At 70.4% G+C, this 24034-nt stretch carries 24 protein-coding genes; 13 read left to right on the top strand and 11 right to left on the bottom strand.

What is annotated here, in order from left to right:
* Positions 1-9 precede the first annotated feature (9 nt).
* Positions 10-387, bottom strand: coding sequence for a GIY-YIG nuclease family protein (locus BM109_RS08210; RefSeq protein WP_093341988.1), 378 nt, complete (start codon positions 385-387; stop codon positions 10-12).
* 65 nt (positions 388-452) lie between these two features.
* Positions 453-917, bottom strand: coding sequence for a hypothetical protein (locus BM109_RS08205; RefSeq protein ID WP_256222428.1), 465 nt, complete (start codon positions 915-917; stop codon positions 453-455).
* A 209-nt stretch (positions 918-1126) separates the two neighbouring features.
* Here BM109_RS08205 and BM109_RS08200 point away from each other — a divergent pair, with 209 nt between their 5' ends.
* From BM109_RS08200 to BM109_RS08175, 6 genes are all read left to right on the top strand, one after another.
* Positions 1127-3496 (top strand): Tex family protein, encoded by a 2370-nt coding sequence (locus tag BM109_RS08200; RefSeq protein WP_093341985.1) that lies wholly within the window; start codon positions 1127-1129, stop codon positions 3494-3496.
* 64 nt (positions 3497-3560) lie between these two features.
* Positions 3561-3818: a type II toxin-antitoxin system Phd/YefM family antitoxin gene (locus BM109_RS08195; RefSeq protein ID WP_093341983.1), complete on the top strand. Its 258-nt coding sequence runs from the start codon at positions 3561-3563 to the stop codon at positions 3816-3818.
* Between the two features lie 13 nt (positions 3819-3831).
* Complete coding sequence (locus BM109_RS08190; RefSeq protein ID WP_093341982.1) at positions 3832-4245, top strand: type II toxin-antitoxin system VapC family toxin; 414 nt, start codon at positions 3832-3834, stop codon at positions 4243-4245.
* On the top strand, positions 4242-5315 hold the full coding sequence (locus BM109_RS08185; RefSeq protein WP_093341980.1) for a patatin-like phospholipase family protein: 1074 nt from the start codon (positions 4242-4244) through the stop codon (positions 5313-5315). The genes BM109_RS08190 and BM109_RS08185 overlap by 4 nt, the downstream gene beginning before the upstream one ends.
* Positions 5316-5418: 103 nt before the next feature.
* Positions 5419-6411, top strand: a complete 993-nt coding sequence (locus BM109_RS08180) for a tripartite tricarboxylate transporter substrate binding protein (protein ID WP_093341979.1) — start codon at positions 5419-5421, stop codon at positions 6409-6411.
* A gap of 35 nt (positions 6412-6446) precedes the next feature.
* Complete coding sequence (locus BM109_RS08175; protein WP_093341977.1) at positions 6447-6761, top strand: YciI family protein; 315 nt, start codon at positions 6447-6449, stop codon at positions 6759-6761.
* A 22-nt stretch (positions 6762-6783) separates the two neighbouring features.
* On the opposite strand, the gene BM109_RS08170 is transcribed toward BM109_RS08175, so the two are convergent.
* The 7 genes from BM109_RS08170 to BM109_RS08140 all read right to left on the bottom strand — a co-directional run bounded on the left by BM109_RS08170 (position 6784) and on the right by BM109_RS08140 (position 15803).
* Positions 6784-7170 carry a DUF4150 domain-containing protein gene (locus tag BM109_RS08170; RefSeq protein WP_093341975.1) on the bottom strand — a complete coding sequence of 129 codons (387 nt, stop codon included), beginning with the start codon at positions 7168-7170 and terminating at the stop codon, positions 6784-6786.
* 45 nt (positions 7171-7215) lie between these two features.
* Positions 7216-7905, bottom strand: a complete 690-nt coding sequence (locus tag BM109_RS08165; protein WP_177239278.1) for a DUF3540 domain-containing protein — start codon at positions 7903-7905, stop codon at positions 7216-7218.
* Positions 7902-9035 (bottom strand): pentapeptide repeat-containing protein, encoded by a 1134-nt coding sequence (locus tag BM109_RS08160; RefSeq protein WP_093341972.1) that lies wholly within the window; start codon positions 9033-9035, stop codon positions 7902-7904. Before BM109_RS08160 ends, BM109_RS08165 begins: the two co-directional genes overlap by 4 nt.
* Complete coding sequence (locus BM109_RS08155) at positions 9032-11689, bottom strand: DUF2169 family type VI secretion system accessory protein (protein ID WP_093341971.1); 2658 nt, start codon at positions 11687-11689, stop codon at positions 9032-9034. The genes BM109_RS08160 and BM109_RS08155 overlap by 4 nt, the downstream gene beginning before the upstream one ends.
* A gap of 13 nt (positions 11690-11702) precedes the next feature.
* Positions 11703-12140: a hypothetical protein gene (locus BM109_RS08150; protein ID WP_093341969.1), complete on the bottom strand. Its 438-nt coding sequence runs from the start codon at positions 12138-12140 to the stop codon at positions 11703-11705.
* A 14-nt stretch (positions 12141-12154) separates the two neighbouring features.
* Positions 12155-14500, bottom strand: coding sequence for a type VI secretion system Vgr family protein (locus tag BM109_RS08145; RefSeq protein WP_093341968.1), 2346 nt, complete (start codon positions 14498-14500; stop codon positions 12155-12157).
* Positions 14501-14666: 166 nt separating this feature from the next.
* Entirely contained in the window at positions 14667-15803 is a 1137-nt protein-coding gene (locus tag BM109_RS08140) for an iron-containing alcohol dehydrogenase (RefSeq protein WP_093341967.1), read from the bottom strand.
* Positions 15804-15886: 83 nt separating this feature from the next.
* Between BM109_RS08140 and BM109_RS08135 the strand changes: the two genes are divergently transcribed.
* From BM109_RS08135 to BM109_RS08125, 3 genes are read left to right on the top strand one after another with little or no spacing between them, the layout of a single operon-like run.
* The gene (locus tag BM109_RS08135) at positions 15887-16768 is read left to right on the top strand and encodes a 2-keto-4-pentenoate hydratase (protein WP_093341965.1); all 882 of its coding nucleotides are present in this window, start codon (positions 15887-15889) and stop codon (positions 16766-16768) included.
* 1 nt (position 16769) lies between these two features.
* Positions 16770-17735 carry an alpha/beta hydrolase gene (locus BM109_RS08130; RefSeq protein ID WP_093341964.1) on the top strand — a complete coding sequence of 322 codons (966 nt, stop codon included), beginning with the start codon at positions 16770-16772 and terminating at the stop codon, positions 17733-17735.
* A gap of 35 nt (positions 17736-17770) precedes the next feature.
* The gene (locus tag BM109_RS08125; RefSeq protein WP_093341963.1) at positions 17771-18631 is read left to right on the top strand and encodes a YbgC/FadM family acyl-CoA thioesterase; all 861 of its coding nucleotides are present in this window, start codon (positions 17771-17773) and stop codon (positions 18629-18631) included.
* Positions 18632-18638: 7 nt separating this feature from the next.
* On the opposite strand, the gene BM109_RS08120 is transcribed toward BM109_RS08125, so the two are convergent.
* Both BM109_RS08120 and BM109_RS08115 read right to left on the bottom strand, forming a co-directional pair.
* On the bottom strand, positions 18639-19550 hold the full coding sequence (locus BM109_RS08120; RefSeq protein ID WP_093341962.1) for a hypothetical protein: 912 nt from the start codon (positions 19548-19550) through the stop codon (positions 18639-18641).
* 214 nt (positions 19551-19764) lie between these two features.
* A complete protein-coding gene (locus tag BM109_RS08115) occupies positions 19765-20697 on the bottom strand; it encodes a CAF17-like 4Fe-4S cluster assembly/insertion protein YgfZ (RefSeq protein ID WP_093341961.1) in 933 nt (310 codons plus the stop codon).
* A gap of 158 nt (positions 20698-20855) precedes the next feature.
* Here BM109_RS08115 and mltG point away from each other — a divergent pair, with 158 nt between their 5' ends.
* Genes mltG through BM109_RS08095 form a run of 4 tightly spaced genes read left to right on the top strand, consistent with a single transcriptional unit; the run spans position 20856 to position 23966 of the window.
* Positions 20856-21878 (top strand): endolytic transglycosylase MltG, encoded by a 1023-nt coding sequence (gene mltG, locus BM109_RS08110; RefSeq protein ID WP_093341959.1) that lies wholly within the window; start codon positions 20856-20858, stop codon positions 21876-21878.
* Complete coding sequence (gene tmk, locus BM109_RS08105; RefSeq protein ID WP_093341958.1) at positions 21875-22537, top strand: dTMP kinase; 663 nt, start codon at positions 21875-21877, stop codon at positions 22535-22537. Before mltG ends, tmk begins: the two co-directional genes overlap by 4 nt.
* A complete protein-coding gene (locus BM109_RS08100) occupies positions 22534-23547 on the top strand; it encodes a DNA polymerase III subunit delta' (RefSeq protein WP_093341957.1) in 1014 nt (337 codons plus the stop codon). The genes tmk and BM109_RS08100 overlap by 4 nt, the downstream gene beginning before the upstream one ends.
* Positions 23544-23966: a PilZ domain-containing protein gene (locus tag BM109_RS08095; RefSeq protein WP_256222426.1), complete on the top strand. Its 423-nt coding sequence runs from the start codon at positions 23544-23546 to the stop codon at positions 23964-23966. Before BM109_RS08100 ends, BM109_RS08095 begins: the two co-directional genes overlap by 4 nt.
* Positions 23967-24034 lie beyond the last annotated feature (68 nt).

Below are 24034 nucleotides of genomic sequence, written 5' to 3'. Positions count from 1 at the left end.
GGCGAAGGCTCAGGCGCGCGGCCGCGCCGGGGCGTTGTAGCCCTGTGCGCCGTGGCAGCCGGACTCCTCGGCCCAGAGCTCGAACAGCGCCTCGAGCTCGGCCGCGCGGTCGAAGGCCGGGTCGTCGCGCTCCTTCACGCGCGCCAGCTCCTCGAAGGCGAAGGCCTCGGCGCCGAGCGCGATCCAGTCCTGCTGCAGCGCCTTGTTGCGGTGGCTGCGCAGGTTCAGTTCGAAGCGCTGGCGGTTCATCGCGCCCACGATGTCGAGCGCGGCCGCGGCGAATACCCGCCCCGTCTTCAGGTTGCGGATCGCGAACACGCCGGCGGGGAGCGTGCTGTCCTTGTACTGCCGGGTGAGGGCGCGCCGTGATTCCTGGGAAAGTGTCATGGCGCCAATTTTACCCGGGTTAAATTGAATCTATCAATATACCCGGGTAAAAATAGGCGCGCGCCTCAAGCCCCGCGCAAGCGCCGCCATGCCCGCAGCGCGCGCCGGTTGAAGGCATGCACCAGCCGCCAGGGCCGGCTCTGCCGCACGAGGTCCAGCACCCGGTCCTTCCAGGCCTTCCAGCGCGGATACCAGCGCGCGAACAGCGGGATGCGCATCAGCGTGCCTTCGACGAGCTGGAAGATCCGCGCCACCACCGCGGTGCCGGCCAGCTTGGCCGCGACCAGCACCGCCACGCCGCTGCCCGCGTGGCCATGGCTGAACAGGAACAGCGCCAGCACCTTGACCGGCAACAGCAGCAGCACCGGCAGCAGGAAGGCCAGCAGCGCGCCCCAGGGCGGCAGGCCGCGCAGCCAGGCTTCGGCGCGCGCCCACAGCGGCAGCCGGGCCAGCCGCGCCGCGAGCGCGGCCAGCGGTTCCCAGCCCCATTCCTCGAACAGCAGGAGCGGCACCAGCAGCACGGCGAACACCGTCCGTAACAACTTCCCGAAGCGGGACGGCGGCCGGCGCGGGCCAGGGGAGGAGGGTGGTTGCACGGTGGGGAGGTGGGGGCGTGGAGCGGTCGGACAAGTGTCCGCGCCGGGAGGCCGGACGCCATTTTCACTATGGCAAACTCGCGCGCTTCATTCGACCAACGCGACCGGCCGGCCGGTCGCAGCGACAGGGACGCCACTCAGCAATGCAGAAAATCATTCGCCAGCTCGCCGCCGAAATCAAGGTGGGCGAGCATCAGGTGAAGGCCGCCGTCGAACTGCTCGACGGGGGCGCCACGGTTCCATTCATCGCGCGCTACCGCAAGGAAGCCACCGACGGCCTCGACGACACCCAGCTGCGCGAGCTCGAGGCGCGCCTGAGCTACCTGCGCGAACTCGAGGACCGCCGCGCCGCGGTGGTCAAGGCCATCGACGAACAGGGCAAGCTCACGCCCGAACTGCGCGCCGCGATCGAACTCGCGCCGACCAAGCAGGAGCTCGAAGACCTGTACCTGCCGTTCAAGCAGAAGCGCCGCACCAAGGGCCAGATCGCGCGCGAGTTCGGCATCGAGCCGCTGGCCGACAAGCTGCTGGCCGACCCCACGCTCGATCCCGCCGTGGAGGCCAAGGCCTTCCTGCAGCCCGCCACCACGCTCGACGACGGCAAGCCCGGCCCCGATTTCTCGACCGTGCCCGCGGTGCTCGACGGCGTGCGCGACATCCTCTCGGAACGCTGGGCCGAGGACGCCGTGCTGGTGCAGCGCCTGCGCGAGTGGCTCTGGAACGAGGGCCTGCTCAAGTCCAGCCTGATGAGCGGCAAGGACGAGAACAACGCCGACGTCGCCAAGTTCCGCGACTACTTCGACTACGACGAGCCGATCGGCCGCGTGCCCTCGCACCGCGCGCTGGCCGTGTTCCGCGGCCGCGCGCTCGACATCCTCGACGCCAAGCTGGTGCTGCCGGTGGAGCCCGAGCCGGGCAAGCCCAGCGTCGCCGAAGGCCGCATCGCGCTGCACCTGGGCTGGAGCCATGCCGGCCGCCCGGCCGACGACCTGCTGCGCAAGTGCGTGGCCTGGACCTGGCGCGTGAAGCTCGCGCTGTCGACCGAGCGCGACCTGTTCACGCGCCTGCGCGAGGACGCCGAGAAGGTCGCGATCAAGGTGTTCGCCGACAACCTGCGCGACCTGCTGCTGGCCGCGCCGGCCGGCCCGCGCGTGGTGATGGGCCTGGACCCCGGCATCCGCACCGGCGTGAAGGTGGCGGTGGTCGATGCCACAGGAAAGCTGGTCGAGACCGCGACCGTGTTCCCGCACGAGCCGCGCAAGGACTGGGAAGGCTCGCTCCACACCCTCGGCAAGCTCAGCGCCAAGCACGGCGTGAACCTGATCGCGATCGGCAACGGCACCGCCAGCCGCGAGACCGACAAGCTCGCCGCCGACCTGATCAAGCTGCTCGCCAAGATGGCGGCCCAGGCCGGCGCGCCCGAGATGAAGGTCGACAAGGTGGTGGTCAGCGAGGCCGGCGCTTCCGTCTATTCGGCCAGCGAATTCGCGGCCCTCGAGATGCCCGACGTCGACGTGAGCCTGCGCGGCGCCGCCTCCATCGCGCGCCGGCTGCAGGACCCGCTGGCCGAGCTCGTGAAGATCGACCCCAAGAGCATCGGCGTGGGCCAGTACCAGCACGACGTGAACCAGAGCGAGCTCGCGCGCACCCTGCAGGCCGTGGTCGAGGACTGCGTGAACTCGGTGGGCGTGGACCTCAACACCGCGAGCGTGCCGCTGTTGAGCCGCGTCTCGGGCCTGTCCTCGGCCGTGGCCAAGGCCGTGGTGCGCTGGCGCGATGCCAACGGCGCCTTCGGCACCCGCAAGCAGCTGCTCGAGGTCACGGGCTTCGGCCCCAAGGCCTTCGAGCAGAGCGCGGGCTTCCTGCGCATCCGCGGCGGCACCGATCCGCTCGACGTCACCGGCGTGCATCCCGAGACCTATCCGCTGGTCGAGCAGATCATCGTCAAGACCGGCAAGCCCATCGCCGAGCTGATGGGCCGCGCCGACATGCTCAAGACGCTCAAGCCCGAGCTGTTCGCCAACGAGAAGTTCGGCGTCATCACCGTCAAGGACATCCTCGGCGAACTCGAGAAGCCCGGCCGCGACCCGCGCCCCGACTTCAAGGTGGCGCGCTTCAACGACGGCGTGGAGGACATCGCCGACCTGCAGGAGGGCATGATCCTCGAGGGCACCGTGAGCAACGTCGCCCAGTTCGGCGCTTTCATCGACCTCGGCGTGCACCAGGACGGCCTGGTCCACGTGAGCCAGCTGAGCCACAAGTTCGTCAACGATGCGCGCGAGGTCGTGAAGACCGGCGACATCGTCAAGGTGAAGGTGATGGAGGTCGACGTGGCGCGCAAGCGCATCGGCCTGTCGATGAAGCTCGACGCCGCCCCTGCGCGCCGCGACGGCCCGCGCGACAACCGCTTCGAAGGCGCCGGCCGCGGCCAGCAGCCGCGCCGCGACAACACGCCGCAGCCTTCGGGGCAGATGGCGAATGCGTTTGCGAAGCTGCAGGGGTTGCGCAAGTAGCCAGTGCCGATGGTGAAGCCACCTGTTAAACTAGTCATCTAACTAGTCTGATTGGTGGTTTCCCATGAAAAGCTGGCCGGTACAGGACGCCAAGGCGCGTTTCAGCGAGTTCCTCGAAGCCTGCCTGGCCGAGGGGCCCCAGATGGTGACGAAGCGCGGTGCCGAGGCGGCCGTGCTGGTGCCGGCCGCCGAGTGGCGGCGCCTGCACGCGACGGCTCGTCCTTCGCTCAAGGAGCTGCTGCTGGCCCCCGAGGCACGCACCGAATTCCTGGTGCCGGAGCGCGGCGTCGCCCGCAGGCGCAAGGTCACGCCGCTGCGCTGAGGACGAGGGCCGCATGTACCTGCTCGACACCAACGTCATTTCGGAACTCCGCAAGCCGCGCCCGCACGGCGCGGTCATCGCGTGGCTCACGCCGATCGCGGACAGCGAGCTGCACCTCTCGGCCGTGACGCTCGGCGAGATCCAGGCCGGGATCGAACTCACGCGCGAGCAGGACGCGGCCAAGGCCGACGAGATCGAGCAGTGGGCCGCGCTGGTCGCGGGCTCGTACAACGTCCTGCCGATGGATGCGGACACCTTCAGGCTCTGGGCCAAGCTCATGCATCGCAGCTCCAACACGCTGTACGAAGACGCCATGATCGCGGCCACTGCCAGGCAGCACTCATTGACCGTGGTGACCCGCAACGTCGCCGACTTCGCGAACTTCGGCGTCGCGCTGCTCAATCCCTTCGAGCACGGCAAGCCATGAAAGCCCTGCGCATCTACGCCGGCCCCGCCGCGCGCCGGCACATCGAGGCCCAGGGCCTGCGGCCGCAGGATGTGCGCACCATCCCGGGCGCGGCCGGCGGTCCCAAGGGGCTGATCCTCGGGCCGATCGATCGATTCGTCTTCGGCGAGTGGCTCACGCAATCGGACCAGCCGGTGCACCTGGTGGGCGCGTCGATCGGCGCCTGGCGACTGGCCACGGCCTGCCTCGGCGATCCGGTCGCGGCCTTCGAGCGCTTCGAGCACGACTACGTGCGCCAGCAGTTCGAGGTGCCGCCGGGACAGAAGCGGCTGAGCCCGCACCAGCTGAGCGAACGCTTCGCCGAGAGCCTGCAGGCCTTCTATGGCGGGCGCATCGGCGAGGTGCTCGCGCATCCGCGCTACCGGCTGCACGTGGTGACCTCGCGCGGGCGCCACATCCTCGGGCGCGAGGGCAGGGCGCGCACGCCGGTCGGCTACCTCGGCGCCTTCGCCTCGAACAGCGTGCACCGCAAGACCCTGGGCGCCTGGCTCGAGCGCTGCGTGTTCTCCACGCCCGGCGCCGAGCTGCCCTTCGGCACGCTCGACTTCCGCACCCGCCAGCATGCGCTGCGCGAGGACAACTTCAACCTGGTGCTGCAGGCCTCGTGCTCGATCCCGTTCCTGCTGGCCGCGGTGCACGACATCCCGGGCGCGCCGCGCGGCGCCTACTGGGACGGCGGCATCACCGACTACCACCTGCACCTCGACTACCAGCCAGTCGACGACGGCCTGGTGCTGTACCCGCACTTCCAGCGCGCGGTGGTGCCGGGCTGGCTCGACAAGGGGCTGCGCTGGCGCCACAAGTCCACGGGCTTCCTCGACCGCATGGTGGTGCTGGCGCCCGATCCCGACTGGGTGAAGACGCTGCCCAACGGCAAGTTGCCCGATCGCAAGGACTTCATCCATTTCCAGAACGACGCGCAGGCGCGCATCGCGGCCTGGACGCGGGCCACGCGCGAGGCCGAGCGGCTGGCGGACGAGCTGCAGGAATGGCTGGCGCGCGGCAGCGCGGCCGAGATCCTGCCGCTCTGAGCGGCGCCGGGCAAACCCTGAACGGGCGCCAGGCCCGCGCTTCGAGAATGGCCCGCATGCCGTCCGGCCCGGACGGCCCATAACAAGCAGGAGACCGTTCCCGATGCCCCATGTCCTGATGTCGCGCCGCCGCTTCGCCATCGCCACCTCCGCCGCCGGTGCGGCCGCCACGCTCGGCCTGCCGGTGCTCGCGCAAAGCGCCTGGCCCGGCAAGCCGATCCGCATCGTCGTGCCCTACACGCCCGGCGGCTTCACCGACCAGATGGCGCGGCTGGTGCAGATCGGGCTGCAGACGCGGCTGGGCCAGCCGGTGCTGATCGACAACAAGCCCGGCGCCAACAGCCTGATCGGCGTGGATGCGGTCGCCAAGGCCGCGCCCGACGGCAGCACCTTCGGCGTCGTGATCGCGGCCTATGCGGCCAACACCTCGCTCTATCCGAAGCTGCCCTACGACCCGCGCAAGGACCTCGCGGGCGTGTCGCTGATGGGCGTGTCGCCGCTGCTCGCGGCGGTGAACCTCGACGCGCCGTTCAAGACCGCGCGCGAACTGATCGACTACGCGCGCGCCAACCCCGGCAAGGTGAGCTTCGGCTCGTCGGGCAACGGCTCGGCCGCGCACCTCACGACCGAACTGTGGAAGTCGCTCACGAAGACCTACATGATCCACATCCCGTACCGCGGCGCGGTGCCGGCGCTGACCGACCTGATGGGCGGGCAGATCCAGCTCTTCTTCGATGCGCCCACCGGTCTCATCAACCAGGCCAAGGCCGGCAAGATCCGGCTGATCGGCGTGGCCGGCGACAAGCGGCTGCCCGCGGTGCCGGAGGTACCGACCTTCATCGAGCAGGGGTTCTCGGGCTTCACCGGCAGCACCTGGGCCGGCATGCTCGCGCCGGCCGGCACGCCGCGCGAGATCGTCAAGCGCATGTCGGACGAGGTGGCGCGCATCATCAGGAGCGACGAGACGCGCGCGAAGCTCGATGCGATGGGCACCTTTCCGGCCGGCGGCACGCCCGAGGAGTTCGATGCCTTCATTGCATCGGAGACCGCGAAGTGGGGCGCGGTGATCCGCACCGCGGGCGTGAAGGCCGAGTAGCCATCGCTGGCACGGCGGGTGCTTGCCCGCCGTTCATGAAGCACTTCATCGTCGAGATCGACTACCTCGTGCCCCTGGCACGCATCCAGGAATCCGTGCCCGCGCACCGCGCCTACCTTCAACGGGGCTACGACGCCGGCCTGCTGTTGTGCTCGGGCCCGAAGGTGCCGGCCACCGGCGGCTTCATGCTCGCGCGCGCGGAGTCGCTCGAACAGTTGCAGGCCTTCTTTCTCGATGATCCGTTCAGCCGCGAGGAGCTCGCGCGCTTCACCTTCAGCGAGTTCCTGCCGGTGAAGCGCCAGCTCTGGGCCGAGGAGTGGTTCGTTGCGCCGTCCGCCCCGGCGGATTGAGGCATCACACCTTGTCAGCGGCTCAGGCCGCGAGCACCAGCACCTTGAACTGGCTCGGCACGATCCGCATGCCGACGATGTTGCAGCGGTTCTGCACCGACAGGCTGGTCATGCGCGTGCACGGCGTGCCCTTGAGCAGCACGGTGAAGGCGCCCGTGATGTGGCGCGAGGGCCCCATCACCGTCTGCGAGACCACGCCCATCAGCACGCCCGCGTTGTCGCCGTTGGTGATCGGCGTGACGGTCGCCATGTTGTGGGCCGGCGTGCCGCCGTAGAGGATGTTCCAGGCGTTGGGAATCGCGGTCGGGCCCAGCGCGAAGTTGGGGTAGGGGATCGGCAATGCCGGCGGCGTCTTGCAGACGTCGGGGAAGGCGAGGTCGACGCCCATCATCTGTGCGTTGGCGAACATGGTGGCTGTTCCTTTCTGGCTGTCGTCGGTGGTCGATGGCGCGGGTCAGCCCATGTGGATCTGCTCGGCATCCACCTTGACCAGCCCCTTGCTGCTCACGAGCGTGTTCTTCGCATGCAGCCGCAGGGTCTCTTCCGCCTGGTAGTCGATCTGCCCTGCGCGCACCTGCTCGACCTCCTCGGTGAGCCTGAAGCTCGAGCGCGTGAGCACGCTGAGCCGGTCGAGCACGGTCTCGCAGGTGCGGCCGACGAAGCGCGCGAGCAGCGTGGTGATGCGCACTTCGCTGCCGCGGTAGTCCATCTCGCCGACCTCGAGCCGCGCCTTGCGTGCCTGCAGATCGAGCGCGGGCGCGGCCAGTTCGAGCCGGGTGCCGGCCTGCAGCGTGAGCACGCCGTCGACCGCGAGACGCGCCTGCGCCGGGTCGGCCTGCACGATGACGGCGATCAGGTAGGCCTGGTCGCGCCGCGGTCCGGCCACCAGCACCGTGTCGCCGACCGAAGGCTGCAGCAGGCAGCTCGCGGCGCGCGGGCAGTGCCAGCGGTCGCCACCGGCCTCGGCCTCGACGAGGAAGGCATCGCCGGGCAGCGCCTGCAGCACGGTGCCGAGGGCGTTGCCGGTCCAGGCGGCGGGCGCGGGCAGTGGGCGGTGCAGCAAGGTCTGCATGTCGGGCGCGTCGTGCGCGGCGGGAAAAGATGCGGGAGGAGAGGCGCGTTCGCGCAGGGCGGCAGGGCTCATGGTGCGAGGTCCTCGAGGTCGTCGGAAGTGGAAGGCAGCGGCCGGCCGAAGCCGTCACGGCCCGCGCGTTGCGGCCGGTCCTGGCGCGCGGCCGAGAAGCGTTCGGCCTCGAACAGGGCCGGGTCGCTGTCGAGCACGCCGCCGCGGTCGCCCCATCGGGTGCCGGACTGCAGCGCGCGGTGCATCTGCGTGCGCTCGAAGAAGGCGCCGCGCAGGTCGGCCTCGCCGAGGTCGGCATAGGCGAAGTCCGCATACACGAGCCGGCTGCGCGCGAACGAGGTGCGCCGGCACTGCGCGCGGTGGAACACGCACTGCTCGAGCCGCGCATCCGACAGGTCGGCGTCGTCGAGCCGCGCACCGACCCACAGGCTCTGGTCGAAATGCCCGCCGCGCGCATCGGCGTGGCGCAGGTCGGCCTCGGGAAACAGGCACTGCGGCGCATGCACCGCGGTGAGCACCGCGCGCGCGAGCTTCGCGCCCTTGAAGTTGCACTGGATCAGCGTCGCGCGGTCGAAGTTGCTGCCGCCGAGGTCGGCATCGATGAACTGGCAGAGCCGGAACTGCTGGCCCGAGAAGTCCTGGCCCGCGAGATCGGCCTCGCTGAAGATCACGTTGTGGAAGCTGGCGCCCGTGAAGCGCGCGCCGCGCAGCGCGGCGCGGTAATAGACGGTGGTGTTCAGCGCCACCGCGTCGAAACGGGTGCCGGCCAGGCTCGACTCGCCGAACACGGCCTTCGTGAGTTCGGCCCCCGCGAAGCTCGCGCCATCGAGCCGGCTCTGGTGAAAGGCCGCGAGATCGGCCCGGGCCTCGGCGGCATCCATCTCGTGCAGCTCGCAGTCGCTGAAGGCCGCGCGGCTCATCGTGGCGCCGCGCAGGCTCGCGCGCGCCAGGCTGCAGCGATGGAAGCCCGCGCGCTGCAGGTCGGCCGCGTCGAGCACGGCGCCGTCGAAGCGGCAGGCATCGAAGGCCGATTCGGCGAGCTTCGCGCCGCGCAGGCTGGCGTTGGAGAAATCGCAGTCGCGCAGGGCGCCGCCGCTGAGGTCCAGGCCATCGAATCGCATCCCCTGGAAGTCCTGCCGCTCGATGAATTCGCCGCCGCGCAGTTTCAGGGCCAGGGTTTCCGGCGTCATTGCACCGGGTCCGCCGCGCGGCGTGGCAGCGTCTTGGCCTGTTCGAGGTAGGCGCCGTGGGTGTCGGTCACCGTGTCGATCACGGTCTGCGAGACGTCGGCACGGAACAGGTTGGCTTCGCGCAGGTCGCAGGAAAGCAGGCGGGATTTCTGCAGATGGGCATTCATGAGATTGGCGCCGCGCAGCGAGGCCTGCGTGAAGTCGGCGCGGATGAACAGGCTGTCGGGGGCGTCGATGGCGCTCAGGTCGGCGCCGGTCAGCACGCAGCCCGAGAGATCGCAGGTGTCGAGCGTGGCGCGCACGAAGCGCGCGCCCTCGAGCTGCATCTCGCGCAGGCTGCAATGGACCAGCGTGGCGCCTTCGAAATCGACCGTGCGCAGGCTGCTGGTGCCGACGAAGCAGGTGGTGCGCAGCGTGGCGCCGCGAAAGCTCACGCGCCGGTCGGCCACGGTGTGGGCCCAGGCGCAGGCTTCGAACGAGGCGCCCGCGAAGTCCAGGCCCTCGACCTCGCAGGCAATGAGGCCGAACTTGTGCAGCGTGGCGCCGCGAAAGCGGCAGTCCACGAGTCGGCTGCCTTCGAGCACGGTCACGTAGTCGAAGTGCGCATCGTCGAAGCGGCAGCCCTCGAAGTGCATGCCGAACAGGTTCAGCTGCGCGAGCCGCGCGCCGCCGAAATCGCAGTGCTCGAAGCGACTCTTCTCGCTCGTGGTCTCGGACAGCCGGGCGTGCGCGAACGAGGTGCGCTCGCAGCGCGCGAGGCTCAGGTTGGCGCGGTCCAGCACGCAGTGGGCCAGCGAGGCATGCGCGAGGTTCGCGCGCACCAGCACCGCCTCGGTGGCATCGGCGCCGTCGAGCTGCGCACCCGCGAGCGACGCGCTCTCGAGCAGGGTGCGGTGCAGCCTCGCGCCGCGCAGGTCGATGCCCGAGAGGTCGGCGCCGGTCAGGTCCAGGCCCGAGAGATCGCGCGTGGTCGCCATGAGCTGCAGCACGCGTTCGCGCGCCTCGGCCGCGCGGGTGCCGTCCATCGCATCGGCGGCGCTCTGGTGCTGCGCGCCGAGCCGGTACATGTCGATCAGGCCGCGGCGGCCGTTCTCGGCCGCCTGTTCGAGCGCGCGCTGCTGCTCGGGCGGCATCTGCGGGCTGCGCGTGGCGGGCGCGATGCCCAGCAGGCCCTGCATCACGGTCCTCGCATCGAAGGCAGGCGGGCCCTTGACCTCGGTGCGCTGCGCGTTGTCGACCATCTCGCCGGTGTCGAAGCCGACCTTGCGCGACTCGGGCGCGTTGGCCTTCGCATGCCGCGCGAGGTCGCGGCGGCCGTCCTCGAGCTTCTGCAACTGTTCGCGCTCGTAGGCCTTGGCGCGCTCCATGAACGCGGGCAGCTCGCTGAGGCTGGGCCGCTTGGTGAAAGGCTCCGGCACCGCGCGTTCCTTGAAGTGGCGCGGCTTGTGGCCGGCGGCCACGCCCTGGTCGGCGAGGTCCTCGCGCAGCGTGCGCGCGCGTTCGCGCATGTTGCGCACCAGGGGCGATTCCTCGTCCTCGAGCTGGTCGATCCAGGGGCCGATGGTCTTGGCGGGCAGCAGCTCCTCGTCGCGGAAGGTGTGGAGCGCGCCGGTCTCGGGGTCGCTGCGGCGCTGCAGGATCTCGAGGTAGTGGGCCAGCGGGCGCGGTGCATCGGCGGCGCGCTCGATCGCGGGCATGACGTGCGTGATGTCGGCGGCGTCGTCCTCCGCGATCGCGGTCTCGCCGTGGAAGATCAGCGCGATCTGTTCGCGGTGCGGGAAGAACCAGGCCGTGGTAAGCCGCAGCTCGACCTCGTCGAAATGTTCGGGCTCGTCGCCGCCGGCTTGCGTCTTGCGCGCCACGAAGCCGCGCGCGCGCCAGTCGGGCAACCGACCGCGCTGCACGGGCTGCGCGGGGTGCATGTTCCAGACCTCGTAGGGCGTGCCGCCCGCGATGCGGTCGGCCTGGGTCCAGCGTTGCTCGGGCGCGGCGGCATTGAAGAGCCGCCAGTCCATGTCCTGCGCGAAGCCGGGGAACAGGTGCTCGCGCCAGTGCGCGCCGTAGTCGCTGCCGATCAGCCGCATGCGCGCGGGCCAGCTCACGTCGATCGCTCCGAGGCAGGCCGGCTCCATCGCCCGGCCCGGATGATCGATGCGGCGCTGCGGATGCTCGACGTTGGGCAGCCGCTGCACCCACAGCCCGTTCACGAGTTCCGGCTGCTGGCCGATGCCCAGCGGGTTGTCGGCGAAGGCCGGGCCGCCGTAGGCGCGGCTCCAGTCCAGGCGCATCGATTCGAAGGGCTGCGGCGCGCTCGCGCGGCCGTCGACCCAGTAGCGGTCGCCGAACACCACCAGCTGCCGCGCCAGCGCGCCCACGCGCAGCTCGACCGCGCAGGCCGTCTTCTCGGGCTGGTGATGGGTGTAGGCATGGCCGGTGGCCAGGAACTCGGCGCAGGCCTTGGGCATGCCGAGGTCGATGGCGCCGGTGGGGCCGAGCTCCTCGGAGACCGTCTTCCAGAATTCGGTCTCGGGCAGCAGCACCGGCTGTTCGTCCATCGACACCATGCCCATCACCGTGAGTGCCAGGCGCTGCTGGCCCTGGCGCAGGAAGGGGCGCGTGATGACGCTCAGCCGCAGGGGTTTGACTGTTTTCACGGGCAGGCGCGGCTCAGTGCGAGGCGCGCGGAATCTCGAGCGGCGTGCGCGCGCGGTCGATGGCGAAGATGGAGGCGTCGTTCGGATCGCGCAGCAGGTGCACCGGCTTGCCGGGCACGGCGAACTGCGGCAGCAGTCCTTCGTCGATCAGCGTGCGCACGATGGCGGGGCGCTCGTCCACGATGGCGTCGGTGCCGATCACGCGCAGCGCGAGTTCGACGGCATACACGGTCTGGCCCTGCGAGCCGCCGCGCGAGAGTTCATTCTCTGAACGCTTGAGCGACTCGACCACGGCCTGCGCGGGAATGCCGGTCTGCGCCAGCCGCTCCCAGGTCTTGGCCTCGGCCGAATAGGCGCGGTTCTCGCGCGTGGCCACGACCACGACCGACACCGCCACCAGCAGCATCGAGCCCATCAGCACCGCGAAGACGATCCACAGGAGGATTTCCATCGTTGCCGGGTGCGTCAGACCACCAGGGTCAGCACCTTGAACTTCGCCGCAAGGCCGCCGGTCGCGATCAGCATGCCCTTCTGGGCGATCTTCAGGCCCGTGGTGCTGATCTTCAGCGGCGCGTTCTTCAGCGAGAAGATGGCCACGTCGATCTTGACCGTCGCGAGCTGCGCGTTGAGCGCCGCGTAGTACTGCAGCCGCGCACCCCACACGTCCAGCGACATCCCCACCAGGCTCAGCCGGAAGCCGACGCCGCCCACGCGCGCGAGCCGCCAGTCGCCGCTCGATGCGTAGTTGTTGTTGTAGACGGTGGAGTTGTTGGTGTAGTTGTTGGTCGTGTTGTTGTAGGTGGTCGAGGTCGTGTTGTAGACGTTGGTGTTGATGACGTGCTGCGTCGTGTTGTGGATGTGGTTGGTGGTGTTGAAGGTCACGTCGGGCGAGGTGTGCACCGTCGGGCCGGTCACGATGGTGGTCGAGGGACCGTTGACCGTCACGTTGTTGACGGTGTTGATGGTGTCGTTGCGCCCGCCGCTCACGAAGCGGATCTCCTGGCCGTCGATGGTGCCGTGGAAGCCGCCGGTGATCGCGAGGTTGACGCCGCCGGTGATGGTGTCGTTCAGGCCGCCGGCCAGGTTGCGGTTCTTGCCGCCGGTGATGCGCTGGTTGACGCCGCCGCTGATGGTCTCGTTGAAGCCGCCGGTCACGTCGCGCGTGTCGCCGCCGGTGATGGTCTCCTGCGCGCCCGCGGTGATGTCGCGCGTCTCGCCGTCCTGGTAGGTGGCCGACTCGTGGCCCTTGATCAGCGTGGTGCGGGTGCCGTCGGTGGTGTGGGTCTCGTCGGCCTCGACCTCCACGTCGAGGTTGCGCTCGGCATGCAGCAGGATCTGCTCGGCGCCGGTGCGGTCCTCGAAGCGCAGCATGTTCGCCTGGTTCGCCGCGCCGCCTTCGCTCGAGCGCGTGAGGATGCCGCTGGCCGTGGCGTTGGCCGGCAGCTCCCACGGCGGCATCTGGTCGCTGTTGTAGACGCGGCCCGTGATGATCGGCCGGTCGGGCTCGCCGCCGATGAAGTCGACGATGACCTCCTGGCCCACGCGCGGCATGTGCATGGTGCCGAAGTTCGCGCCGGCCCAACTGCTCGACACGCGCACCCAGCAGGAGCTGTTCTCGTCGGCCTGGCCGTAGCGGTCCCAGCGGAACTGCAGCTTCACGCGGCCGAAGCGGTCGGTCCAGATCTCCTGCGGGCCGACCACGGTGGCGGTCTGCGGGCCGTTGGTGCGCGGGCGCGGCGTCTTGCGCGCGGGCCGGTAGACCACGGAGGAGGGCAGCACGCTGAAGTCGAACTCGCACACCGACTCGCTGCTGCCGCCGCTCGAGTACTCGGGCTCCTGCAGGTCGTAGCGGGTCTCGGTGACCAGGTACTCGCGGTTGTCGGCTTCGCGCGGGCAATGCGTGAGCGAAAACAGGTAGCCGGGCGCCATGCCCGCCACGTTGGTGTGGCCCGCGGCCAGCTCGTGCGCGCACTGCAGCTCCTGCAGGCGGATGCGCGCATAGGTGTCGCCCTGCTGGTGCTCGCTGTAGCCGCCCAGCCATTCGTAGACCTCGTACGAGGCATGGTCGTGGCCCTTGGGGTCCTGCTGCACGCTCTGCAGCGAGGCGCGCGACTTGCGGAAATCGAAGTCGTCGAGCATCACGCGGCCCGAGGTGATCTGCTCGGCCACGCGCCAGCGGTCGATGCAGGGCTCGAGCGCGTCGACCACGCGGTCGCGCGGCCGGTACGGGATGCTGGCGTAGCCGGGCAGCGGCCGGTAGGCGCCGGCATCGTCGGCCAGCACCAGCAGGTGCGAGCCGTTGCTGTGCTCGAAGTGGTAGGAGATGCCTTCGTGCTCCATGAGGCGGCTCGCGAAGGCGAAGTCGCTCTCCTGGTACTGCACGCAGTTCTCCCAGCTGCGGTAGCTGCCGGTCAGGCGCTTCTCGTACTCGAAGCCGTACTTGCCGAGCACCTCGTCGAGCACCTCGGGCACGCTCCTGTTCTGGAAGATGCGGCTGTCGGTGGTGCGCGTGAGGTACCAGAGCCAGGGCTGCACCAGCGCGCGGTAGACGTAGTGGCGGCCGGTCTCGTTGGCGCGGCCCAGCAGTTCGAAGCGCACCACGGTGCCGTTGAGGAAGCGCGGGCCGGCGTCGTCCGAGACCTCGATGCTCAGCGAGGTGCCCAGCAGCGTCTTCAGGTCGAGGTTGAAGCTGGTGCTGACCATGTCGACCTCGAACTCGAAGAGTCGGGAGAGGCCTTCCTGTCCCCGCATCGCGCGAAACTTCAACTGCTCGGCGCTCAGTGCGGTGTGGACCCGGATGGTTCGCGTCATTCGAAGGTGTTCCCTGTTCTCGAAGGACCCGGCGGGTGCGGGTCGTCGAGGCCAGTCTAGGAAGCCCTCATGTCATCGACATGACGCGATGGCGCATGCGGCGCGCTAAGACCGCGCGCTTAAGACGAACTGTTTATAAGGCCGGGGTCGGCGCCCCGGCCGGGCCTCACATGGAGGCTTCGAGCATCGCGCGGTAGTCGTCGCGCGTGGCCAGTCGCGGGTTGGTCTTGTGGCAGTGGTCGGCCATTGCGCCGTCGATGATCTGCTCGAACAACGCGGGCGTCACGCCCACTTCGGCCAGGCCCTTGGGCAGGCCCAGGCGCGCGTTCATGTCGCGGATCGCATCGCCGAGGTCGCCGGCCGAATCGAGGTGCATGGCCTGCGCCATGCGCTGCAGCCGCTGCTCCTTCTGCACCGACTCGGCACCGGCGTTGAAGTGGATCACCGCGGGCAGGAACAGCGCGTTGAGCGTGCCGTGGTGCAGGCGCGGATCGACGCCGCCGAGGCTGTGGCTCAGCGAGTGCACGCAGCCCAGGCCCTTCTGGAACGCCATCGCGCCCTGCATCGAGGCGCTCATGAGGTTGAGGCGCGCCTCGCGGTCGCTGCCGTCCTTGGTGGCGCGCTCGATGTGGCCCCAGGCGCGCTCGAGGCCGTCGAGGCCGATGCCGTCGGCCGGCGGGTTGAAGGCGGCCGACATGAAGGTCTCCATGCAGTGCGCGATCGCGTCCATGCCGGTGGCGGCGGTCAGGCGCGGCGGCAGGCCGAGCGTGAGCTCGGGGTCGCAGATCGCGGCCTTGGGCATCAGGAACCAGCTGTGGAAGCCGAGCTTGCGGTGGTCGTCGACGATCACGATCGCGCCGCGCGCGACCTCGCTGCCCGTGCCGCTGGTGGTGGGCACCGCGATCAGCGGCACCGCGCGCTCGGTGATCTTGGGCGAGCCGCCCTCGATGGTGGCGTAGGTCTTGAGCGGACCTTCGTGCGTGGCGGCGATCGCCACGCCCTTGGCGCAGTCGATGGCCGAGCCGCCGCCCACGGCGATCAGGCCGTCGCAGCGGCCGCTGCGGTAGAGCTCGACGGCCGCGCGCACGGCGGCCTCGGTCGGGTTGGACGGGGTCTGGTCGAAGATCGTGACCTCGAGGTCGGCGATGGCATCGATCGCCTTCTGCAGGATGCCGGCCGCGCGCACGCCGGCGTCGGTCACGATCAGCGGGCGCTGGATGCCGATGCGCGCGCACTCGCTCGACAGCAGCTTCACCGCGCCGAATTCGAACTGGATCTGGGTCAGGTATTGGATGAGGGCCATGGGGTGGGGGAGGGGTTCCGGAGCTTGCGGGCAGTACGATGGCGGACCATCGAATCTACCGAAACTATCAGGAGGGAGGCACCTTGCACACGAAGAAAACCCTTGCCGCTGTCGCGCTCGGCACAGCGATCGCCGTGCTGTCCGCCGCACCGGCGCTGGCCGCCTGCCTCAGCGACGAACAGGTCGCCGATTTCGCGGCCGCGCTCGAGGCCCACCGGCCCGCGGCGGACATCGAGAACATGGGCGAGACCGATGCCTCCTGCACGCGCGCGAAGCTCAATGCGCTGCATGCGCGCAAGCACGGCCCGGTGGTCGGCTACAAGGCCGGGCTCACCAATCCCGCGGTGCAGAAGCGCTTCAACTACGACCAGCCGGTGTGGGGCGTGCTCTACCGCGACATGGTGCTCGACACCGGCGCGGTGGTCGATGCCGCCTTCGGCGCGCGGCCGCTGTTCGAGGCCGACATGCTGGTGCGCGTGAAGAACGCCGACATCAACGCCGCGAAGACGCCGGCCGAGGTGCTCGCCGCCATCGACCAGGTGATCCCCTTCATCGAGCTGCCCGATCTCGCGGTGCAGACCCCGCCCAAGCTCGGCGGCCCGGGCCTCGCGGCCATCAACGTGGCGGCGCGCCTGGGCGTCAAGGGCGTGGCGATCGACGTGCCCGCCGACAGCGCGGGCCAGGCGGTGTTGCTGCACAGCCTGCGCGACATGACGGTGGTGATGAAGGACGGCTCCGGCAACGAACTGGCGCGCGGCAAGGGCTCGGACATCCTCGAGCATCCGCTCAATGCCGTGGTGTGGCTGGCCGTTGCGCTCGGCAAGGAGGGCATTGCCATGAAGCCCGGCGACCTCATCAGCCTCGGTTCCTTCTCGCCGCTGCTGCCGCCCAAGGCGGGGCAGACGGTGCTCGTGACCTACGAAGGCCTGGCGCGCGCCCAGCCCGTGGTCGTTTCCTTCAAGTGACATGACGACGAATCCCACCGCACAACGACTTCCCCATCCGCTGACCGCCAAGATGGCCAGCGTGGTCGAGCGCATGGCGCGCGCCGGCCACCCCTCGCTCGACCAGCTCACGCCCGACGAGGCCAAGGCCTCGTACGAACGCGGCGCGGGCGTGCTCGAGGTGCCCAAGCCCGCGCTCGCGCGCATCGAGGACTTCGAGATCGCCGCGCGCGACGGCCATGCGATTCCCGCGCGGCTCTACGCGCCCTCGGCCGAGGTGCTGCCGGTGCTCGTGTACTTCCACGGCGGCGGCTTCACGGTCGGCAACATCCGCACCCACGACACGCTGTGCCGCGTGCTGAGCAAGAAGAGCGGCTGCGCCGTGGTGTCGGTCGACTACCGGCTCGCGCCCGCGCACAAGTTCCCGACCGCTTCCGACGATGCCTGGGATGCCTTCGCCTTCGTCGCACGCGAGGGCGCGAGCCTGGGCCTCGATCCCGCGCGGCTCGCGGTCGGCGGCGACAGCGCGGGCGGCACGCTGGCCGCGGTCTGCGCGATCCTCGCGCGCGACGCGGGCCTGCCGCTGTCGCTGCAGATGCTGATCTACCCCGGCACCACCGGCCACCAGGACACCGAGTCGCACCGCCGCTACGCCCAGGGCCCACTGCTGACCAAGGCGCTGATCGACTACTTCTTCGGCCAGTACGTGCGCAGCCCGGCCGACCGCGACGACTGGCGCTTCGCGCCGCTGATCGCCGACGACGTGGACGGCGTGGCACCGGCCTGGATCGCGCTGGCCGAGTGCGACCCGGTGGTCGACGAGGGCATCGCCTATGCCGACAAGCTGCGCGCCGCGGGCGTGCCGGTCGACCTCGAGATCTACCGCGGCGTGATCCACGAGTTCCTCAAGATGGGCCGCGCGGTGCCCGAGGCGCTGCAGGCGCAGGACGACGCGGCGAAGGCGCTGCGCGACGCGCTGCGGCCCTGACGACCCCGATTTCATTTCCCCTGGAGACAACAAGAATGCAACGCAGTGATTTCCGTTTCTTCCACCGCCTGCGCGTGCGCTGGGCCGAAGTCGACATGCAGAAGATCGTCTTCAACGCGCACTACCTGATGTACTTCGACACCGCCATCGCCGACTACTGGCGCGCGCTCGCGCTGCCCTACGAGGAGGCGATGCATTCGCTGGGCGGCGATCTCTACGTGCGCAAGGCGACCATCGATTTCCGCGGCTCGGCGCGCATGGACGACGTGATCGACGTGGGCATGCGCTGCGCGCGCATCGGCACCTCGTCGATGACCTTCGAGGGCGGGCTGTTCCGCCAGGGCGAGTTCCTGGTCGGCTGCGAGCTGGTCTACGTGTTCGCCGACCCGGCCACGCAGACCTCGAAGCCGGTGCCGGCCTCGCTGCGCGCGATCCTCGAGGGCTTCGAGGCCGGCGAGACCATGCGCGCCATCGACACCGGCGACTGGGCCACGCTCGGCGAAGGCGCGGCGGCGCTGCGACGCGCGGTCTTCATCGAGGAGCAGAAGGTGCCCGAAGCGATGGAGTGGGACGAGCACGACGCGGCCGTGCCGCATGTGGTGGTGCGCAACCGGCTCGGCCAGGCGATCGCCACCGGCCGGCTGCTGCCGGCACAGGACGGCCGCTCGATGATCGGCCGCATCGCGGTGCATCGCGCGCTGCGCAGCGGCGGCCACGGCGTGGCGGTGGTGCAGGCGCTCGAAGCCGCGGCCCGGGCGCGCGGCGATGCGGAGATCGCGCTCTACGCGCAGCGCAGCGCCGAACGCTTCTACGAACGGCTCGGCTATGCGGTGCACGGCGAGCCCTTCGTCGAGGCCGACATCCCGCACATCGAGATGCGGCGCGTGCTGCGCTGAGCGTCGTTCAGTAGCGCGGCGGCGGATCGGGCACGTAGCCCGCTTCGGATTCGGGGAACGGCGTGGGCCCCGCGGGACGCGGCCAGCGCGGCGCCGGATTGGCCGGGATCACGCCCGCGGCGACCAGGTTCTCGCGGCTGTCGTAGCGGATGCGCACCACCTCGTCGGGCGAGGAACGCAGGCGCTCGAAGGTGGTGTGGCCGACGTACGAGGTCTCGCGGCGGCCATGGCCGGTGCCGAGGCTGGGCGCGGGCTGGCTGCGCGACTGGGCCATGGCGGAGGATTCCGCGGGGGCCGCGCTGTCGGCCGAGGGCGCGGTTCCCGGCGCCGGCGCCATCGACTTGTTGCGGGCCTCGAAATCGCCGCGCGGGGCCGACTCCTCGCGGCTGTAGCCGTCGCGGCGCGGGAAGGGCATCGGCACGGGCGGCGGCGGTGCGACGCGCTCGCGGAACACCGCGACGCCGATCACACCGACCTCGTCGGGCCGGCCGGTGCGGCTCGCGTAGGAATTGCCGTTGGCGGTGAACTCGAAGGCCGCGATCTGCGAATCGCTCTTGCGCCAGCCCGCGATGTCGGCGCGCTCGCCGCCCGTGAGCACGTAGCCGTTCTGCTGCACGCCCGCGGTTTCGCCGGTCAGCACGTTGACGCCGTCGACCGACATCACGGTCATCAGCCGTTCGCCCATGCGGTTGCGCAGCCGCAGCGCATAGCGCGCGCCGGGACGCCCGGCCAGCCAGTACTCGCCGTTGGCACGGTAGATCGGCAGCTCGCGGCCGGTGGCGCGGTCGACCACGCTGACTTCCATCAGGCCGCCGAGGCGGTCGACGGGCGAGGGCGGCAGGTAGGGGCGCGCCGGGGTCTGGGTGCAGGCCGAGAGCGCGGCCAGCGCGAGGGCGGTGGAGAAGAATCTGCGGTTCATGGAGGTCTCTCTTTCCTTGCCGGAAGTGGTCGGTGCAGGCTTCTACGGCGCACCGGCGGCAACGGGGTTAAGAAAGACGCACAAAAAAAGGCGCTATCTGAAAGATAGCGCCTTGCGCCCGAACGACGGGCGTTGGAAGCCCAAAACGCCTCACTGATTGGGCTTCAAGCTGCAGCGCGGTGCCGGTGGTCGGCGCCCGGTGCTGTTCGGAGACTCAGATATCTTCGAGCAGCGGATAAGGCAAAGGTTCCACCTGGAGCGCCGGGCCGCTGGCCGAGGCCGCATGCAGGCCACCGGCCTCGAGCGCCGCGATCTGCATCGAGATCAGCGCGGCCCAGCCGCCGTCGGGCGCCGGCGCGGCCTGCGCGACCGTGCCCACGGGCTGTTCGGCATCACTGGCGGCAAAGACTTCCTGGCCGGCCGCGACTTCCCCGTCGGCCTTCACGAGGTAGGTGCGGCGCTTGAGCGTGCCGCGGAACTGGCTGCGCGCCACCACTTCCTGGCCGGGGTAGCAGCCCTTCTTGAAGTTGACGCCGCCCACCGATTCGTAATTGATCATCTGCGGCACGAAGGCCTCGACCACCGGCGTGGTGAGCGTGACGATGCCGCTGCGCACCTCGCTCCACGACCACAGCGCCGCGTCGAGCGCGGCGCCCTGCGGCGCGGCGCTGCCGGCCGGGGCCAGCCAGAGCGCGCGCGGCACGCCGTCGGCCGGGTAGAGCGAGATGGCGCTGCCGCCCTCGATGCCTTCGATCGCGCGGCGCTGGCCGGGCGCGGCCGAGGCGTCGAGGCCGTTGGCCGCGAGCGCGGTGCCCGCGAGGCCGAGCAGCGCGAACTGCTCGCTCGCGTCGCTGAGCTTGGCCTTGGCGCGCAGCACGTACATCGACAGCCGCTTGAGCGTGGCCGCCAGGATGTCGCGGCTGCAGACCAGCAGCACGAGATCGGGCTGCGGGCGGATGCCGATGAAGCTCGCGATCACACGGCCCTTGGCGGTGCACAGCGCCGCCAGGCGGGCCTCGGCGGCGCCGAGCAGGGAGAAATCCTGAGTGAGCTGGCCATGCAGGAAGGCCGCGGCATCGGGGCCCTCGGCACGGATCACGCCCAGATGGGCGAGGGGCGCAACGCCATTGAGAACGACTGTGGTCATCGCTGAATTATCATGGCCGGGCCTGATTCGTCAGGACCGCGGCGACGGCAGCCTTTCTTCTTGCAGGGCCACCGCCTCGAGCGGCCGCCACGCTGCCGCGAAAAGCCCCGTCCAGCCCGTTCCGCCACCTCATCCTCCTCCGCTCTTCCATCGGATCCGTGCGCCGCTTCATCCTCACGCTCTTCCTGCTCGCTGCCCTGGCCGCGCTGGCCGCCGGTGCCGGCGGGCTCTGGTGGGTGCACCAGCCGCTCAAGCTGCCGGCGCCCAACGTCGATCTGTCGGTCGAGCCCGGCACCACGCCGCGCGGCATCGCCCAGGCCGTGGCCGACGCCGGCGTGGCGGTCGACCCCCAGCTGCTCTACCTGTGGTTCCGCATCTCGGGCCAGGACCGGCAGATGCGCGCCGGAAGCTACGAGCTCGACCGCGGCGTGACGCCCAAGCTGCTGCTCAACATCCTGGTGCGCGGCGAGGAGGCCACGCGCAGCCTGGTGCTGGTGGAAGGCTGGAACATCCGCCAGGTGCGCGCCGCTCTCGCCAAGGCCGAGCAGCTCAAGCCCGACAGCGTGGGCCTGAGCGACGAGGCGCTGATGGAAAAGCTGGGCCGGCCCGGCCAGCACCCCGAAGGGCGCTTCTTCCCCGATACCTACACCTATTCGAAGGGTTCGACCGACATCGCGCTGCTGCAGCGCGCGATGCGCGCCATGGACAAGAAGCTAGAGGCCGCCTGGGCCGCGCGCGGCAGCAACCTGCCGCTGCAATCGGCCGAGCAGGCGCTGATCCTCGCGAGCATCGTCGAGAAGGAGACCGGCAAGGCGGCCGATCGGGCCGAGATCGCCGCCGTCTTCAACAACCGGCTACGCATCGGCATGCCGCTGCAGACCGACCCGACCGTGATCTACGGCATGGGCACCGCCTTCGACGGCAACCTGCGCAAGAAGGACCTGCAGACCGACTCGCCCTGGAACACCTACATGCGCAACGGCCTGCCGCCCACGCCGATCTCGATGCCCGGCAAGGCCGCGCTGCTGGCCGCGGTGCAGCCGGCGCAGAGCAAGTCGCTGTATTTCGTCTCGCGTGGCGACGGCACCAGCCAGTTCAGCAGCTCGCTCGACGACCACAACCGTGCCGTCAACCGCTACCAGCGCGGCGGCGGCACTCCTGCGACGAAGGCGGCCCAATGAACGCTGGCGGACTCTTTCTCACGCTCGAGGGCATCGACGGGGCCGGCAAGTCCAGCCACCTCGATGCCTTGCAGGCGCTCTTCGAGGGCCGGGGCCGCGCGGTCACGCGCACGCGCGAGCCGGGCGGCACGCCGCTGGCCGAAACGCTGCGCACGCTGATCCTCGAACAGCCGATGGACCCGCTGACCGAATCGCTGCTGGTGTTCGCCGCGCGGCGCGACCACATCGTGCAGGTGATCGAGCCGGCACTGGCGCGCGGCGACGTGGTGCTGTGCGACCGCTTCACCGACGCCACCTTCGCCTACCAGGGCGGCGGCCGCGGCTTCGACGCCGAGGTGCTGTCCACGCTCGAGCGCTGGGCGCAGGCCGGGCGCGGCGGGCAGTCCGAGGTGGCCTTGCTGCAGCCGCACATCACGCTGTGGTTCGACCTCGCGCCCGAGATCGCGGCCCAGCGCCTGGCCGGCGCGCGCGTGCCCGACAAGTTCGAGGCCCAGCCGGTCGAGTTCTTCCGCAAGGTCGCGCAGGGCTATGCCGAGCGCGCGGCCGCCGACGCGGCGCGCTTCGTGCGCATCGATGCGAGCCAGAGCCGCGACCAGGTCTGGCAACAGGTCGAGGCGGCGCTTGTGGCGCGCGGCCTGGCCGGGGAGGGGCGCGCATGAGCGCAGCGGAACTGTCGCCCTGGCTGCGCCAGCCGCTGGTCGAACTGCTGCGCCAGCGCGGCCACGCCTGGCTGTTGCAAGGGCCCTCGGGCCTGGGTCAGTACGACTTGGCGCTCGCGCTCGCCTCGGCCTGGCTTTGCGAGCAGCCGACGGAGGAGGGCGCCGCCTGCGGCCATTGCCCGAGTTGCCACGCCATCGAGGTCCGCACCCATGCCGACCTCTGCGTGCTGATGCCCGAGGTGGCGATGCTGGACCTGGGCTGGCCGCTCGACGAGAAGGCCCAGGCCGACATCGACGATAAGAAGCGCAAGGCCAGCCGGGAGATCCGCGTCGAGGCGATGCGCGACGCGGTCGGTTTCGCGCAGCGCACCAGCGCGCGCGGCCGCGGCAAGGTGGTGCTGGTCTATCCGGCCGAGCGCATGAACACCATCACCGCCAATGCGCTGCTCAAGACGCTCGAGGAGCCGGTGGGCGACGTGCGCTTCGTGCTCGCGAGCGAGGCTGCCTGGCAACTGCTGCCGACCATCCGCAGCCGTTGCCTCGGTTTCACCTTGCCCTGGCCCGACACGCAGCAGGCCGAGGCCTGGCTCGCGGCGCAGGACGTTCCCGCCGCGGATGCCGCCGCCCTGCTGCGCGCGGCCGGCGGACGTCCGAGCGACGCCTTGCGGCTCGCGCGCACCGGCCAGTCGCCCAAGGCCTGGGCGCTGCTGCCCAAGGCCGTGCTGCGCGGCGACGTCGGCGCGCTGGCCGACCAGGCGCCGGCCCAGGCGGTCGGCGCCTTGCAGAAGCTCTGCCACGACCTGATGGCCGTCGGCAATGGCGCCGCGCCGCGCTTCTTCGAGCCCGGTGACCTGCCGGCCGCGCCATCGCGGCTCGCGCTGGCGCGCTGGTCGAAATCGCTGGCCGCGTCGGCCCGGACCGCGGAACATCCGTTCAATGCAGGACTCATGCTGGAAGCGCTCGTGAGCGAAGCGCGCAGCACCCTCAACTCAGCCGCTCGCCGCCCATGAACCAACCCGCAGCCCCCTCCGCCAATTCCGCAGCGACCGCTGCCGCAGCAGCCGCCGCCGCTGCGGGTGGCGCCACGCCGCACCGGCCGAGCGTCATCCAGCTCGCCATCAAGGAGAAGGGCGCGCTCTATGCGGCCTACATTCCGCTGTTCTCCGAGGGCGGTATCTTCATTCCGACCTCGCGCGAATACCGGCTCGGCGACGACGTCTACGTGCTGCTGACCCTGCCCGAAGACCCGCAGCGCTATCCGGTGGCCGGCAAGGTCGCCTGGATCACGCCGGCGCGCGCGGCCGGCAGCCGGGCGCCCGGCGTGGGCATCCGCTTTCCGTCCGACGAGAAATCGCGCCAGCTCAAGGCCCGCATCGAGGCCGCGCTGGGCGGCTCGATGGCTTCCGACCGGCCGACGCAGACGATCTGACATCCGGCGCGGCCCGGCCGCCCCTTGCGCTCGCCAGTTTTCCGGCTCCCTTCGTTTCCTCAGATTCC

The sequence above is a fragment of the Variovorax sp. PDC80 genome (assembly GCF_900115375.1).
In the GTDB taxonomy this organism is placed as follows: Bacteria; Pseudomonadota; Gammaproteobacteria; order Burkholderiales; family Burkholderiaceae_C; genus Variovorax.
Note: the sequence above shows the minus strand (reverse complement) of the source record. Positions and strands in the feature narration are given on the sequence as shown.

Excerpts from the sequence above, each read along its gene's own strand:
- BM109_RS08195 (WP_093341983.1), top strand. The coding sequence starts at position 3,561 with ATGAAAAGCTGGCCGGTACAGGACGCCAAGGCGCGTTTCAGCGAGTTC.
- BM109_RS08140 (WP_093341967.1), bottom strand. The coding sequence starts at position 15,803 with ATGGCCCTCATCCAATACCTGACCCAGATCCAGTTCGAATTCGGCGCG.
- BM109_RS08150 (WP_093341969.1), bottom strand. The coding sequence starts at position 12,140 with ATGGAAATCCTCCTGTGGATCGTCTTCGCGGTGCTGATGGGCTCGATG.
- BM109_RS08210 (WP_093341988.1), bottom strand. The coding sequence starts at position 387 with ATGACACTTTCCCAGGAATCACGGCGCGCCCTCACCCGGCAGTACAAG.
- BM109_RS08115 (WP_093341961.1), bottom strand. The coding sequence starts at position 20,697 with ATGACCACAGTCGTTCTCAATGGCGTTGCGCCCCTCGCCCATCTGGGC.
- BM109_RS08120 (WP_093341962.1), bottom strand. The coding sequence starts at position 19,550 with ATGAACCGCAGATTCTTCTCCACCGCCCTCGCGCTGGCCGCGCTCTCG.
- BM109_RS08200 (WP_093341985.1), top strand. The coding sequence starts at position 1,127 with ATGCAGAAAATCATTCGCCAGCTCGCCGCCGAAATCAAGGTGGGCGAG.
- tmk (WP_093341958.1), top strand. The coding sequence starts at position 21,875 with ATGAACGCTGGCGGACTCTTTCTCACGCTCGAGGGCATCGACGGGGCC.
- BM109_RS08125 (WP_093341963.1), top strand. The coding sequence starts at position 17,771 with ATGCAACGCAGTGATTTCCGTTTCTTCCACCGCCTGCGCGTGCGCTGG.
- BM109_RS08160 (WP_093341972.1), bottom strand. The coding sequence starts at position 9,035 with ATGACGCCGGAAACCCTGGCCCTGAAACTGCGCGGCGGCGAATTCATC.
- BM109_RS08100 (WP_093341957.1), top strand. The coding sequence starts at position 22,534 with ATGAGCGCAGCGGAACTGTCGCCCTGGCTGCGCCAGCCGCTGGTCGAA.
- BM109_RS08175 (WP_093341977.1), top strand. The coding sequence starts at position 6,447 with ATGAAGCACTTCATCGTCGAGATCGACTACCTCGTGCCCCTGGCACGC.
- BM109_RS08180 (WP_093341979.1), top strand. The coding sequence starts at position 5,419 with ATGCCCCATGTCCTGATGTCGCGCCGCCGCTTCGCCATCGCCACCTCC.
- BM109_RS08130 (WP_093341964.1), top strand. The coding sequence starts at position 16,770 with ATGACGACGAATCCCACCGCACAACGACTTCCCCATCCGCTGACCGCC.
- BM109_RS08170 (WP_093341975.1), bottom strand. The coding sequence starts at position 7,170 with ATGTTCGCCAACGCACAGATGATGGGCGTCGACCTCGCCTTCCCCGAC.
- BM109_RS08095 (WP_256222426.1), top strand. The coding sequence starts at position 23,544 with ATGAACCAACCCGCAGCCCCCTCCGCCAATTCCGCAGCGACCGCTGCC.
- BM109_RS08190 (WP_093341982.1), top strand. The coding sequence starts at position 3,832 with ATGTACCTGCTCGACACCAACGTCATTTCGGAACTCCGCAAGCCGCGC.
- BM109_RS08145 (WP_093341968.1), bottom strand. The coding sequence starts at position 14,500 with ATGACGCGAACCATCCGGGTCCACACCGCACTGAGCGCCGAGCAGTTG.
- BM109_RS08185 (WP_093341980.1), top strand. The coding sequence starts at position 4,242 with ATGAAAGCCCTGCGCATCTACGCCGGCCCCGCCGCGCGCCGGCACATC.
- BM109_RS08165 (WP_177239278.1), bottom strand. The coding sequence starts at position 7,905 with ATGAGCCCTGCCGCCCTGCGCGAACGCGCCTCTCCTCCCGCATCTTTT.